Source organism: Paenibacillus sp. cl130 (genome assembly GCF_900116035.1).
Classification (GTDB): Bacteria; Bacillota; Bacilli; order Paenibacillales; family Paenibacillaceae; genus Paenibacillus; species Paenibacillus polymyxa_B.
The window spans coordinates 925452-939538 of sequence record NZ_FOYG01000001.1; the positions used below are offsets into that span (position 1 = coordinate 925452).

The 14087-nt window shown below is 49.3% G+C and carries 12 protein-coding genes and 1 riboswitch; of the genes, 2 read left to right on the forward strand and 10 right to left on the reverse strand.

All coding sequences use genetic code 11. The features are described 5' to 3' along the window. The first annotated feature begins 466 nt into the window (after positions 1 to 466). A complete protein-coding gene (locus BM358_RS04375; RefSeq protein WP_028543010.1) occupies positions 467 to 2167 on the forward strand; it encodes a methyl-accepting chemotaxis protein in 1701 nt (566 codons plus the stop codon). A 219-nt stretch (positions 2168 to 2386) separates the two neighbouring features. Here BM358_RS04375 and BM358_RS04380 read toward each other — a convergent pair whose 3' ends face one another. The 10 genes from BM358_RS04380 to cobD all read right to left on the reverse strand — a co-directional run bounded on the left by BM358_RS04380 (position 2387) and on the right by cobD (position 12852). Then, entirely contained in the window at positions 2387 to 4006 is a 1620-nt protein-coding gene (locus BM358_RS04380; RefSeq protein WP_028543011.1) for a cobyric acid synthase, read from the reverse strand. Positions 4007 to 4044: 38 nt separating this feature from the next. Continuing rightward, positions 4045 to 4914: an adenosylcobinamide-GDP ribazoletransferase gene (gene cobS, locus BM358_RS04385; protein ID WP_023987652.1), complete on the reverse strand. Its 870-nt coding sequence runs from the start codon at positions 4912 to 4914 to the stop codon at positions 4045 to 4047. Then, positions 4911 to 5477: a bifunctional adenosylcobinamide kinase/adenosylcobinamide-phosphate guanylyltransferase gene (gene cobU, locus BM358_RS04390; protein WP_023987651.1), complete on the reverse strand. Its 567-nt coding sequence runs from the start codon at positions 5475 to 5477 to the stop codon at positions 4911 to 4913. Before cobU ends, cobS begins: the two co-directional genes overlap by 4 nt. Then, positions 5474 to 6544, reverse strand: coding sequence for a nicotinate-nucleotide--dimethylbenzimidazole phosphoribosyltransferase (gene cobT / locus BM358_RS04395; protein ID WP_028543012.1), 1071 nt, complete (start codon positions 6542 to 6544; stop codon positions 5474 to 5476). The genes cobU and cobT overlap by 4 nt, the downstream gene beginning before the upstream one ends. A 43-nt stretch (positions 6545 to 6587) precedes the next feature. Beyond that, positions 6588 to 7421 (reverse strand): ABC transporter ATP-binding protein, encoded by an 834-nt coding sequence (locus BM358_RS04400; protein ID WP_028543013.1) that lies wholly within the window; start codon positions 7419 to 7421, stop codon positions 6588 to 6590. Continuing rightward, entirely contained in the window at positions 7418 to 8464 is a 1047-nt protein-coding gene (locus BM358_RS04405; RefSeq protein WP_028543014.1) for a FecCD family ABC transporter permease, read from the reverse strand. Before BM358_RS04405 ends, BM358_RS04400 begins: the two co-directional genes overlap by 4 nt. Continuing rightward, positions 8461 to 9468, reverse strand: coding sequence for an ABC transporter substrate-binding protein (locus BM358_RS04410; RefSeq protein ID WP_028543015.1), 1008 nt, complete (start codon positions 9466 to 9468; stop codon positions 8461 to 8463). The genes BM358_RS04405 and BM358_RS04410 overlap by 4 nt, the downstream gene beginning before the upstream one ends. A 206-nt stretch (positions 9469 to 9674) precedes the next feature. Further along, positions 9675 to 9869, reverse strand: a riboswitch (cobalamin riboswitch). A gap of 121 nt (positions 9870 to 9990) precedes the next feature. Continuing rightward, the gene (locus tag BM358_RS04415) at positions 9991 to 10749 is read right to left on the reverse strand and encodes a histidine phosphatase family protein (protein ID WP_371263051.1); all 759 of its coding nucleotides are present in this window, start codon (positions 10747 to 10749) and stop codon (positions 9991 to 9993) included. Positions 10750 to 10787: 38 nt separating this feature from the next. Next, on the reverse strand, positions 10788 to 11759 hold the full coding sequence (gene cbiB, locus BM358_RS04420) for an adenosylcobinamide-phosphate synthase CbiB (protein ID WP_023987645.1): 972 nt from the start codon (positions 11757 to 11759) through the stop codon (positions 10788 to 10790). Continuing rightward, the gene (cobD, locus tag BM358_RS04425; protein ID WP_028543017.1) at positions 11749 to 12852 is read right to left on the reverse strand and encodes a threonine-phosphate decarboxylase CobD; all 1104 of its coding nucleotides are present in this window, start codon (positions 12850 to 12852) and stop codon (positions 11749 to 11751) included. The genes cbiB and cobD overlap by 11 nt, the downstream gene beginning before the upstream one ends. 164 nt (positions 12853 to 13016) lie before the next feature. Between cobD and BM358_RS04430 the strand changes: the two genes are divergently transcribed. Next, entirely contained in the window at positions 13017 to 14018 is a 1002-nt protein-coding gene (locus BM358_RS04430; RefSeq protein WP_023987643.1) for a lipoate--protein ligase, read from the forward strand. Positions 14019 to 14087: the final 69 nt, after the last annotated feature.

The window sequence follows — 14087 nt, forward strand, 5'->3', positions numbered from 1 at the left end:
CCACTTTCGAACTTACCAAACCAAGCTTAGAAGAATATTGTAATAAAAGCGGTATTCCTTATGCTACTTATATTACTTCTTTTTTACAATAGTTTTAAAGAAGGAGTAATCTATTCGTTTTTATGCACCTGATAATTTACATCTAACTTACATCTAAACACCTAAGACCATAGTTATATATTTTTTGTTTGTTTTTGGGCAAATATGACTATTCAACCGCCTGTTAATTATGTAAAATAGGTCTAACCTACTTTTTAGTAAATCATGGATTACTTCCCTTTCACATTCTTGTCCCTTGAATACAGCTGAAATATACATAGAATCCGAACATTTTCAGTCTTTTCTTCAAGCAAGGAGAGGAAAACAAGTAGATCATGGCGTGCCTAGTATCTTATTGGACAAGCGGCCTACATCAAGCAGGGGAATTCGTCTGATTTTATTACCATCATGTGAGAGGAGAATTTTCATGAAGAGTTTTAATCGTTCCATTGGCGCGAAATTACGAATTATGTTTTTGCTGATTCAGCTCTTTGCATCCCTTTTGTTCAGCATCAGTTTCTATGCAATATCCATGAGTATCATTAATAACAGTGTCATGCCTCAAGTAGACCAATTACTAGAAACTGGAGCTAAAAATGTGTATCAGGATCTCAATATTTCCTTAGCGGTTCAGGCCCAACAAGGAAGCGGTTCTGATTCCGGCTCCGCTATACAGATGGAATCCTATCTTCAGGAGAAGGTCGATACTCTCAAATTAGAATCGGCATATATCGCAGTAGTAAAGGATGGTAAAGCCGAAGTCGTCGCACGGAATGTAAAATCAGTATACAAGGTCAAGGATGCACTCATTCCTGTAGAGGATATTAAAAAAGCAAAACAAGGCGAGATGAATATCAGTGAAATTTACAGCGATTCGTACGGAGTACACAAAACCGCCTTCTTTGCTATATCGGGTAGTAATCTAGTTCTGGGCGTGAACGAAGATGTCGGATTCGTACAGGAAAAATCCCAACAAATTTTATGGATTTGCATAGGTATTACAGTGGCAACGCTCCTGCTGGGCGGAATTATTTCTACCCTCGTGATACGTAAAGTTGTAGAACCCATTGCTGAATTGGTTCGTCATAGCGAAAAAATCGCTCAAGGTGATCTTTCACAAGAAGCGAAAGTTCATGGAGTCAATGAAATTGCCCAACTTGCCCGCAGCTTCCAATCAATGTCTCATAACTTGAAAGAAATGATCGGCCATGTGCTTTCTACATCCGGTGCGGTTGTTGAAGGATCGGACGAGCTGCTTCGTCGGACTGAGGCTATGAGTGTAAAAGTGCAGGACTCTACAGTTGCCGCAGAGGAAGTAGCAAAGGGCAGTACCAGCATAGCTACAACTGCTGCTGAAAATGCACAGGCTATGGAGGAAATCGCTCAAGGTGTTCAGCACATCGCCTCCTCTGCCAATGATGTATCCGATCAAATCAGTGAAGCAACGAAAGAAACGGTTAACGGTAATACGCTCGCTCAAAAAGCTGTAGCTCAAATGTCACAGGTAGGACATGCTGCCGATGAATCGCTTCGATACATCCATAGTATGAATGAGCGCTCAGAAGCCATTGGCAGTATCGTTTCGGCTATTTTCGATATTACGAAGCAAATTCAAATGTTGTCCCTGAATGCCTCCATTGAAGCTGCCCGTGCGGGCGAACATGGACGGGGCTTCGCCGTAGTAGCTGGAGAAGTACGCAAGCTTGCCGAGCAATCTAAAGAAGCCACACAAGAAATTTCTGACTATTTGGTTACCATTCAAGAAGTATCGCAACAATCTGTGGACTCTGTGACCCAGGTTAGCCGTGAAATTCATTCAGGAACGGAAATGGTTCAACAAGCGAGCTCAGCCTTTAACCAGCTAAGTGAGCTTATGCAAAAGATCAATGCTACGATTCAAACGGTATCTGCAGCAACGGAGCAAGTATCCGCCAGCTCGGAGGAAGTATCTGCTTCCGTGGAAGAGACAGCTCTCATCGCTGCCAATGCACAGCATATGATTCAAGAAATCGGTTTTAACGCCGATGAGCAACTGAATGAAATGGAAAGCCACAGCGAGGTTGTTCGCCAATTAAGCAAACAAGCAACCGAGCTGCAAAAGGCAGTTCAAAAATTTAAAATTACGTAAGCCGATACAATAGAGGATTTTGCAAAAATCCCATAAGCGACTTCCAATGGACAAGATGTAGATCGAAATAGTTTAGTTCGTCTATATCTTGCACTTCAGAGCGACTGGAATCGAATTTTGCAAAATCCTGAATAAAAAGAGGTATCTCACAGTCTTGAAAATGGCTGTAGAGATACCTCTTTATTTTTTAAAAGCGATTTTAATAATCATCCATGAAGTTTATGAATTCATTCCCATAATACGATAAATTTGCTCCATATCTAAATGAGCCCGTACCACCTCTGCGACACGGTCAAACTCTCGTTCCTTGGCTTCACGTACAGTAAAAGTGCTTTCTAAAGGTGCCAAGCCCTTAGCTTGTCGCAATCCATCCAGCCAGCACCGGCGAAAACGGTCATTATCAAACACACCGTGCAAATAGGTTCCCCATACTTTACCGTCTGTCGTACCCCAGCCTTCCTCAAAAGCTGTTCCTTCGCCACGCCGGATATGGAATAGCCTTTTCATTTCGCTTAGGTTAAAAGTTATATCTGTAGGTTCGTATGGTTCCGTAACATACTCCGTAACGCCCATATGTATTTCATAGCCTTCAATGCTTGGCTTAGAGGCAGAACCCGAATCAGGCGCAGTACTAAGCAAAAGCGGGCAATGATTAGACAGGGTTCCCTGTACGCGTACGGTTTGCTTTTCCTTTAAAAAGGTCGTGGATAGAGCCAGCCAACCTAACCCTTCTGCCTGCTGCGGCAACCCAGATTCGACGGCTTGGGGATCAAATAGCGCTGTACCCAGCATCTGATAACCTCCACAAATGCCAACTAGCTGTGTGCGTCCAGTATTCATAGCCTGCCGAATGTCTTTCTCCAGACCTCTCTCACGCAATTCCAGCAGGTCTCCAATGGTGTCTTTGGTCCCCGGTAAGATAATGGCGTCCGGTACGCCCAACTGTCCGGATTCTGTGACATAACGAACACTCACATCCGGCTCTGCGGCCAGAGCATCCGTGTCCGTAAAATTGGAAATCCGCGGATATCGTATCACTGCAATATCCAGTTCTTTATCCTCTGCTGATCGCTTGGGCTTCTTATCCAGTACTACCGAATCCTCTGCTTCAATGCGAATGTCTGGTAGATAGGGCAATACACCGAGTACAGGAATGCCCGTCCGTTCTTCCAGCCAGTCTAATCCCGGTTGAAGCAGAGACAGATCACCTCTGAATTTGTTAATGATAAATCCGCGGATACGCTGTACTTCATGGGGTTCCAGTAACTCGATGGTTCCTACGAGAGAGGCAAAAACACCCCCCCGGTCGATATCTGAAATAAGCAACACTGGTGCATCCGCCCAACCTGCCAAATTCATATTTACGATATCTCGGTCCTTCAAATTAATCTCTGCCGGGCTGCCTGCCCCTTCCATAAGGACAATATCATAGGTATCACGCAACCGATTCAGAGCATCCATAACGGTCTGTTTGGCTTTTGGCAAAAAATCCTTCCGGTAATCGGAGGCGCTCATATAGGCATAAGGTACACCGTGTACAACAATTTGTGAGTGCATATCTTTGACTGGCTTAATCAGAATCGGATTCATGTCAGTCGTGGCCTCAATACCGCAGGCCTCAGCCTGCACCCCCTGAGCGCGTCCAATTTCCTTGCCGTCCTCGGTAACATAAGAGTTTAACGCCATATTTTGCGACTTAAACGGTGCGGGACGATATCCGTCCTGCGTAAAAATACGGCAAAGCGCAGTTGTCACCACGCTTTTGCCCACATCCGACGCTGTTCCTTGAAGCATCAATACGGCTGCCGGGTTCGTGCAGGACGGTTCGAAAGTTGACAATTGCCTCTTCCCCTTTAACGAATTCATTTCAAATCTGGTCACAACCCGTACAAAATTACAATAAACAACAATAAAACAGTCTCCAGCAATTCGTTTAAAGTTCCGTATATATCTCCCGTAAGTCCACCCAAGCGGCGGTTAATACGGTTTGCCGTGAAGGTTCCAACACCGTAAGCCAAGACCGGAATCAACACAAAACCTATCGAGATTGGAAGGCTCTCAGAATATGAAAGGAACGTCTGTATGGTTGATCCTGCCAACGACAGATTCCCAGTATCCCTTGTTGCTGTAGCCAAACCTGCCAGAAGATATTGTCCTACGGCAGCACTCAGGGTCACTAATACAGCCCAGAATACGGCTAACCCTACGCGGCCACCACTCATATCAGCAAAACGCGCAGCCAGCCCATCATCATTACGGGCTTTAGGCCAGCGCTTCATTGCATGTACCATAAACCAGCGGCTCCAAACCATCGGAAGCAGCAGTAAGCCAGACACATTCCGTTCAACCAACACTGTATACAGCAAAGAAGCCTTGAGCATGAGTAGCAACACACAAGCAATAACGCCCATTGCTCCTACACGGCTATCCTTCATAATCTCCAGCATCCGCTCACGGGATCGGTAGCTGAACAAGGCATCAGCCGCATCCATCCACCCGTCCAAATGCAATCCGCCCGTCAACCAAACCCAGACAACAAGCGTAAGAATCGCACACGGCAACGGCGGCAACACCATAGAAGTAAGCGCCGCAAAGCCCCAGACAATGATGCCAATAACCACTCCGACCAGCGGATAATAACTTGCACTGCGTTTAAGCAAATCCGGGGAAAAATCCAATTCCGCCTTCACCGGAAGACGCGTTAAAAATTGAAAAGCCGCAGCAACAGCCTGACGTTCGCGGCTCATAGCTTATATTCCAACTGTTTGAGTTCTACGGGAATGCCCGCCGTCACCAAAAATACTTCATCACAAAGACGGGCAATCCGCTGATTCATAACCCCACTCAAATCCCGATACAGCCGACCAAGCGGATATTCGGGCACAATACCGTCACCAACCTCGTTGGTCACGATGACGAGCTGCCCCGGATACTGCTCCACAGCTGCCGCCAGTTCATTAATGGCAGCTCTGGACGCAGCTTCGCCGTCCTCGCCTGCGGCCAGCAGCACGTTCGACAGCCACAGGGTCAGGCAGTCGACTAGCACCATAGGCGCGGGTGATGGCTGCGACGCTTGATCGCCGCCAAGCCGTCGCAGCAGCTCCGGCAGCGCCTTCGCTTCCTCCAGCGTCTGCCAGTCGTATCCGGCAGACTCGCGCTGGACCCGATGAAGGGCGATGCGCTCCTTCATCTCCATGTCATAGGCTTGCGCCGTTGCAATGTAGCAGGCGCCAGGCGCGCGCGACATGCATAATCGCTCGGCAAAGCCGCTTTTCCCGCTGCGTGCCCCGCCAGTCACGAGCGCTTTCATCGCTGCGCGGCTCCCTGACCGTCCGATACGCCTGCATCGGCAAAGGTCGCCATTTCGCGCATAATGCGGCACGCCGCATCAATCAGGTGCAAGCTAAGCGCACCGCCTGTGCCCTCCCCGAGCCGCATGTCCAAATGAAGCATGGGCTCCAGCTTGAGCTGCCGGAGCACCGCCGCGTGCCCGCGCTCGTCCGAGGCGTGCGATGCAAGCATGTACGCAGCGCTTGCAGGCGCAAGTGCACGCGCTACGAGGGCGGCTGCGCCTGAAATAAAGCCGTCCAACACAACTGGACAGCGATGTGCGGCTGCCCCGAGGATGACTCCTGCCAAGGCGGCAATCTCTAGACCGCCGACCTTAGTGAGTACGTCGAACGCATCATTTGCATCTGGCTGGTTCACGTCCAATGCGCGGCAGACAACCGATATTTTACGGGTAAGCCCAGCCATATCTACACCCGTCCCCCGGCCTACGATAACTTCCGGCTCCAGTCCGGTGAGAGCACATACGACCGCAGCGCTGGCTGTCGTATTCCCGATGCCCAGCTCTCCGGTAACGAATAGCCGTGTGCCACCTTTGACCGCTTCTGCTACGGCTTCTGCTCCGGCCAAAACCGCCTGTTCCGCTTCTGTACGCAGCATCGCTGGCCCTTTAGCTATATTCGAAGTACCCATGCGTACCTTACGGTCCACCAGATTCGCGTGAGCGACATCCGCATTCACGCCAACATCTACCACCTTGACATCTGCGCCCGCATGGCGTGCCAGCACATTAATTGCCGCGCCACCTGACAGCATGTTATACAGCATTTGCTGTGTAACCTCAGCCGGAAAGGCACTGACTCCCTCTTCACACACCCCGTGATCCGCAGCCATGACCATAACCGTTTTACGATCAAATTCAGGCTTGTCCACTCCTGTAATTCCTGCTAGCTTGATGGCCACACTTTCCAACTTTCCAAGACTTCCCGGTGGCTTTGTTAATTGGTCCAAATGGGCTGAAGCTGCCGAGGCCGCCACCCCATCCGGCTGGGCAATGCTATCGATCAGCTGACGCAGCTTGTTGTTCATAACTTCCACTCCCTGCTCTTTTTAAGTGTGTTTCATCGTTTATTTAATCTGCTGTATCCGAAGCACTCCTGCGCAGCAAGAGCTGCGGCACACCGCTATCGGGATGCGGAAGCATCACAGGCTCAACACCGTATACTCGTCGAATCCGATCCTCGGTTAATAACTTCGATGAAGCTCCCAATCCTTCAACCATTCCATCTTTGAGTACAAGCAAATCTTCGCAAAATTGGGCTGTCAAGTTAAGATCATGCAAGACCGCAATAATCGTCACACCCGTTTCTTGGCGCCAATCTGCCAACAGTTCCATAAATTCAAGCTGATAGCGCAAGTCCAGATAGGTCGTAGGCTCGTCCAGCAGCAATATTCGTGGCTCCTGCACCATTACTTTTGCCAAAGCTACACGCTGTCGCTGTCCCCCACTCAAGCGGTCCAATGCTCTGTCCGCCAGCGTGGTAAGACCCAATCGCTCTAGCACGCGATCCGTGATCGCCTCCACATCAACACCCTTTTCCCTGCCTAGCCAGTCCTGATGAGGAAAACGTCCCATTTCTACGACTTCCCTGACGGTGTATCCCACTGGAGGAAGCCCTTCCTGTTGGAGTACGGCTATGAGTCGGGAAAGCTCTTTTCTGCTGTAGCTACCGACCTTTTTGCCATAGATATGAACGTTTCCCGAAGTTGGCTGATCTACACCGGAAAGCAAATGCAGCAAGGTGGATTTTCCACTGCCGTTCGGACCAATAATCCCCCACCAAGTTCCTTCGTCGACGCTCCAGCTTATATTCTTTAACGCATGGAACTCTCCATAGGCACGTGTTAGACCCGCTACCTCTAACGCCCGATCACGTACCTTCTGTTGTTCACTTTGTTCTGTCACAGCATTTCCCCCCTGCGCAGCTTCTTGTTCCGGTACAGGAGATATGCGAAGAACGGTGCCCCAACAAAGGCCGTCATCACGCCCAGAGGAATTTCCGTGGGGGCTAACAACGTGCGAGCCGCCGTATCTGCCCAAGCCATAAAAATAGCTCCACCGAGCGCAGATAATGGAACAATCATCCGGTAATCAGGACCTGTCACCAGACGAATGATATGCGGTACAACGAGTCCCACAAAGCCAATCACTCCACATACCGAGACAGCGGCTGCTGTCAGTAGCGTGGAAATGATCAGAACAGATAGCTTCGTCGCATCTACATGAACTCCCATGTGAGCCGCCTGACGTTCACCCAAAGCCAAAATATTCAGCACACGTGCCCGGTTCCATAGAAATACCAGTCCTATGACCACATAAGGTAAAAGGATTCCTGTATATGACCAACCGCGCAGGCTAAGACTTCCCATCGTCCAGTACAATATTTCATTGACCGTCTCCTTCGACATGGCTGTCAGAAAGGAAACAACCGCCCCCAGAAAGGATTGCATCACCACACCCGACAAAATGAGACTTTGTGTCGGAATTTTTCCACCTTCCCGTGCCAACGTCAGCACCATCCACAGCGTCAGCATTCCGGTCGTAAATGCCACTAGCGGCAGCGTCCATATGCCAACAAATGAAAATTGAAGGCCCCAATAAATCAGTACTGCCGCTCCTACCGAAGCCCCCGAGGATACCCCCAGTGTATACGGATCAGCCAAAGGATTACGCAGCACACCCTGAAATCCGGCTCCCGCCAGCGCCAGCGCTGCCCCTACCAACATTCCCAGTAACACTCGTGGCAATCTGACCTTCAAAATAATCTGCTCTGAGGATGTATTCCAATCCGGTGTAAACGTATCGCCTAACCACGGAAGGTGGTTAACCAGAATGCCCGTGACCTGGCTGACCGGAAGCTTGGCCGAGCCGATGCCAAGACAGAGCAGCAGCGTCAGTAACAGCAGGACAAGACCTGTTCCTCCAAAGCCGATCAGTTTACGGTTCATTTGAAAATTTCAGGATACACGCCCTTGACCACTTCCTTGAGACCTTCCGTTACGCGTGGACCCGGACGACTGATCAAATTATCATCCACGGCAAACACCCGGTTGTGGCGAACAGCCGATATTTGATCCCATCCACTGCGAGCTTTAATGATTTCACCGAGCGTTTGACCAGTTTTGTCGTCCTTGACACTTTTGCTGTACAAAATCACGTCAGGGTTCGCAGCAATAATATTTTCCTCACTAATTTGGTACCACCCCTTCTGCGTGGCGCCTACATTTTCGCCGCCCGCCAACGTAATCAGCTCGTCCATAAACTCGCCTTTACCAACTGTCCAGCCTGGTGAAAACTCGACGTATACCCGCAGCTTCTGACCTTTACCGATATTTTTAATTCCTTCTTTCACTTCAGCTACATCTGCTCTCATCTTGTCAGTCACCGCTCTCGCTTCTTTCTGATGATCGGTGATTTTCCCATACAATTCGATGTTAGCCATGACATCTTCAACTGTCTTCGGTTCCGTTTTAAAAATCATAATTCCCATGTCGCGCAGCTTGGTCGTAGCCTGTTCACTAAGTGATATCCCTGCAAAAACGACTTCCGGGTTAGCAGCAATGATCGCCTCTTCGTTCGGTTTCATAATACCGCCCACTTTAGGCTTTTTCGTAGCTGCTTCCGGGTAATCAGAGTAGTCGGAGACGCCAACAATTTCCTTATCCAGCCCGATGGCGAACAGCGCCTCGGTTTCTGCCGGGGAGACGGAAACGATTTTATCCGGCGCTTTTTTGAATGTAAATTCCTGTCCTGTTGTATCCTTAACCGTGAGTGGGTAAACTGTTTTGCCCGGAGGCTCTTGTGCGGTTACGGTCTGTCCCGGCTGCTGTGAAGAATTCTGGTTCTCTTTATTTTCAGCATTTTTCCCATTAGCTCCACATGCACTCAGCACAACTGCCAAAATCAGAACCAATAGACCTGTTGTCCAAACCTTTATTTTTTTTCCTGCCATGATTTGCACCCCTTCATAAAAAATCGTTAAGAGCGTTACTTGAACATCATCAGATATCTTCTAAATCCAGCCTTCTTTTCCTATCAAAAAAACCCCGCATCCTCATATCAGGACACAGGGGCCACGTTAGCGCAGATCGTGCGCAGGCGGCAGCTTCTTTCCGCATGGACAGTCACTGCGAACACGTCATCCTTTCCTCGAAGGACTATGGTGACAGGCGGACGGGCAGGTATCCTGACTTATGGTAAAATGCATGTCCTGAAATTCTTTCATATGCTTAGTAGCACATAAAGCAGGACTAACGGGCATGTTTCCATTTACAGTGGCGGGACCGCGCCGGACTCACACCGACTTCCCTTTTAACAGCGCAGGCAAGGGAAACCATAGTTTCATCACGCTGCGCCGACCTCGTCTGCTGGATATTTGATAAGTGGTAGTCAAGCCGTTCTTTTACTTGATGATTATAGGTTAAAAAGAGGCGGCTTACAACCCAAACAGCCTCTTTATCCGCAGGTGTCTAACCTAATGAGGAAGCATTTCTGCTATGTAATTGTGCCGTCCTGCCAGCCTCAATTGAATCCTAAATGCTTCTCCCGGCCTCGGATTCAGACTCCAAAAATCATGACCCGGTATCAGCATGCAAGCCAACTGACGAATTACGCCACCATGCGTAACGACCAAAACAGAGAGCGGCGCAGCAGTCAAATCCATGGGTTGAACTTCCATAGCAACACGCCATTCATACAGAGAGTCAAGAAATTTCCGTAGACGATTCACAAAATCTGTCCAAGACTCTCCTCCAGGAGGGGTTATCCGTTGTGGCTCATCAATCCAAGCGCGATACAAAGACACATCCTTGAGCATGTCATACGTTTTTCCATCCCACTCGCCAAAATGAAGCTCTCGCAGACGTGGTTCCATCATAGGAGACATAGTAGATAGGGAATCTCCAGACGTCAATTCTGATTCCGGCACAATGATCTGCAAGGTCTGGCGACATCGCATTAAATCGCTGCAATAGATTCGAGCAAAGGACTGCCCTTGCAATTTTTCTTGCAAAGGCTTTAATTCCTGCTCTGCTCCCGGTAGCAAACCTAAGTCGGAGTGTCCTAGATATCGACGTTCCTTGTTCCATAAGGTTGTGCCGTGACGAACTAACACGAGTTCCATGTCCCAATGCAGATCTTCTTTAGCATCATACGGCACCTTATCCTCCTGTGAGTTCGGACTTTGTGCGTATTCTACTGTCCTTTTTGCTGCTATATCTTGTTTCAAGATCATGTCACTTCCTGCTCGATCATTATTCAGTGTGTCACTCCTCACCGCACCCATCCCAAGGCAAAACAACCTGCGGCTCCTAACAAACACAATCCTACAAACATACTGGACACGGCGAACATCAGCTGGATCGTATGCCGTATATCTTTCGACTCTAGCGGTCGTATCCAATCGCCCATGTATGCACGAAAGGAGCGCACGCCATGATACACATTATAGCCTCCAAGACGAATCCCCAGTGCACCGGCAACAGCCGATTCCGGGAAGCCACTGTTCGGGCTTGGGTGCAGACGAGCGTCTCGCTTGACTGTGCGCCAGCTTCTTGCAGCATCTCGCTTGTACATCCACGCCGCTACCACAAGCATTGCCGCTGTCAGGCGTGCCGGAATGTAGTTAGCGACATCATCCAGACGTGCTGAAGCCCAGCCTAAATGCAGATACTTTTCATTTTTGTAGCCAACCATGGAATCGAGCGTATTCACAGCACGATAAGCCAGCGCCAAGGGTGCTCCCCCGATCAGGGCATAAAAAAGCGGCGAAATAATCGCGTCCACGATATTTTCAGCGACCGTTTCAACCGTACCGCGTACAATCTCAGGCTCATCAAGCTGTTGCGTATCCCGCCCAACTATCATGCCCAGCTCCCGCCGTGCCGCAGCCAGGTCATCCGCCTGCAATGCTCGGTATACTGCCATTCCTGCGTCCTTTAGTCCTTTGGAAGCAATCGTGGTCGCAATCAGCACCATTTCTACGCCGACAGACAACCACGGATGGATCCAGGCAAGCAAGTGCAATAGCGCCCAGGCGAGCGTAAAGGAGCCTCCCGCCACAATGAGTGGAAGCAGTATACCCGCACGTTTCAACCCCCGGTCACTTCGGGCCTGGCGGCGAATCACTTTTTCCAATGCTGAAATGGCATGTCCCATACCGATGACTGGATGCGGCAACCACCTCGGGTCACCGATCAGCCTGTCCAAAAGATAGGCTGCCAGGATAATCAAGCTAACTGTCACGCCGCTGCTCCTCCTCCAGCACTTCACCCAATACAGACAGCAGCCTGTCGTTGGCTTCTGCATCCTTGACCGCAATCCGAAAATGGCTCGTCGTCAGCCCCGGATACATAGCACAGCTACGTATAAGAATTCCGCGTTGTCCAAGCGCCTGCTGAATCGCCGATGCGCTCCACGTACCCGGCGCCCTTGCCAGCACGTAATTGGCTTCGCCGGGAACAACACCGCAGCCCCATTCCGCCAAGGCGGTCAACAGGCGGTTGCGCTCCGTAGCAATCAGCTCCTGTGTTTGGTGCTCATATGCTTGCCCACTTCTCAAACACGCCTCCCCAGCCAGCAACGCCAATCCATTCACACTCCAGGTCACCTGTTTGGCCGTCATTCGCCGGATATAATCTGGATGAGCAATCGCATAGCCCAATCGCAAGCCAGGAATGGCATAAAATTTGGTCATTGACCGGATCAAAATCACATGAGGATAACGATCCAGCACAGGAAGTAGTGAGATTCGCCGTTCCAGCGGGATAAAATCAATGAATGCTTCATCCACCACCAGCACGGTACCCGTTTTGCCAGCCGCTTCTGCCAGTTCGCACAGCTCCTGCTTACCATATTGCACACCGTTTGGATTATTCGGCTGCCCAAGAAACAAAACATCTACCTGCTCCATGAGCTGAAGGATGTCCTCCACGTCCGCCTTCCATTGAAGCGAGGCCTTCCCGTACACCCGGTTGACCTCAGCTCCGAATTTGCCAGCCAGCTCCGCATATTCTGAAAAACACGGCTCCACTGTACCCACACGCTTAGGAGCCAGTCCCAATAGCAGGAGCGCCATACTTTCAGCCGCTCCGTTTCCGATACTTAACGACTCCGGTGGAACATGCAGTCGCCGTGCGAGCATATTTTTAAAATTCCGATGCCCAGGATCTGGATAGCGAATCACAGTGTCAAATGAGTGTTGCAGCGCCTCAAGCACCTCCGGTGGTGGACCAAGCGGATTAATATTTGCACTAAAATCTACAAAATTCGCAGCAGCTCCGCCGAATGTCGCTGCAGCTGTTTCCCTGTCCCCGCCATGACCGTAAACCTCTATCATTACCTCTCATCCTTTCCGGCCGTTTCCAATCATTTAGCTCCATTATGAGGCTGCTTTTTGCGTCCCGTCAATGCAAATGAGCTTTTGTGTACATGGCTCACTTGGGTTACAATAGAAGGAGGCACACATAAAATTACACAGTTTGTATATACGGAGGAATGGACATGCTGTTCATCGACAACCAGGGCATACACGATCCAGCCATTAATCTTGCCATTGAGGAGTACGCGCTCAAGCATCTTCCGCTGGACGACAGCTATCTGCTGTTTTACATTAATCAGCCTTCTATTATTATAGGCAAGCATCAAAATACTATTGAAGAAATCAATGCCGAGTTTGTCAGAGATAACAATATTCAAGTCGTTCGTCGCCTGTCCGGCGGCGGTGCTGTATATCATGACCTCGGTAATTTAAATTTCAGCTTTATTACCAAGGATAACGGGGAGTCCTTTCATAATTTCCTCAAATTTACGCAACCCGTGATTGATGCTCTTCGCCAAATGGGAGTAGAAGCTGAAATGACAGGCCGCAACGATCTACAGGTCGGAGAACGTAAAATTTCAGGAAACGCCCAATTTGCCACACGCGGACGGATGTTCAGCCACGGTACATTGATGTTTAACCTGAATCTGGACAATGTGGCTGCATCGTTGCATGCCAATCCCGAAAAATTCAAATCCAAAAGCACTAAATCCGTCCGCAGTCGCGTGGCTAACATCAGCGAACTGATGGACCGTGAGATGACCATAGAGCAATTTCGCGAGGAACTGCTGCGTTTCATATTCGGTGCAGAATTGGATCAGGTACCTCAATATAAGCTCACCGATACCGATTGGGCTAAAATCCATGAAATATCCAAAGAACGCTACCAATCGTGGGATTGGAACTACGGTCTATCCCCCGAGAGCAATATCAAGCACACACGTAAATTTCCGGTCGGCATTATTGATATCCGCATGGATCTTAAGGAAGGCTATATCCGTGATATTAAAATCTATGGGGATTTCTTCGGCGTGGGTGACGTTGCTGATATTGAAAATATCCTGCGTGGCAAGCGCTATGATGAAGGTGAGGTACGTCAAGCCTTATCCTCTCTCGATTTGAAGCACTATTTTGGTAATATTGAGCTGGACGATTTTGTTGGACTTGTATTTTTGGAAGACTAACCGTTACTTTTTCCCATCGTTTCAAGCCAATACTTCAGTGGTTATAAGGGGACAGGCTCTTATAGGGGC

Coding starts and splice junctions, on each gene's coding strand:
- BM358_RS04375 (WP_028543010.1), top strand. CDS start 467: ATGAAGAGTTTTAATCGTTCCATTGGCGCGAAATTACGAATTATGTTT.
- cobS (WP_023987652.1), bottom strand. CDS start 4,914: ATGAGCCGCGAACGTCAGGCTGTTGCTGCGGCTTTTCAATTTTTAACG.
- cobU (WP_023987651.1), bottom strand. CDS start 5,477: ATGAAAGCGCTCGTGACTGGCGGGGCACGCAGCGGGAAAAGCGGCTTT.
- cobT (WP_028543012.1), bottom strand. CDS start 6,544: ATGAACAACAAGCTGCGTCAGCTGATCGATAGCATTGCCCAGCCGGAT.
- BM358_RS04405 (WP_028543014.1), bottom strand. CDS start 8,464: ATGAACCGTAAACTGATCGGCTTTGGAGGAACAGGTCTTGTCCTGCTG.
- BM358_RS04410 (WP_028543015.1), bottom strand. CDS start 9,468: ATGGCAGGAAAAAAAATAAAGGTTTGGACAACAGGTCTATTGGTTCTG.
- BM358_RS04415 (WP_371263051.1), bottom strand. CDS start 10,749: ATGATCTTGAAACAAGATATAGCAGCAAAAAGGACAGTAGAATACGCA.
- cobD (WP_028543017.1), bottom strand. CDS start 12,852: ATGATAGAGGTTTACGGTCATGGCGGGGACAGGGAAACAGCTGCAGCG.
- BM358_RS04430 (WP_023987643.1), top strand. CDS start 13,017: ATGCTGTTCATCGACAACCAGGGCATACACGATCCAGCCATTAATCTT.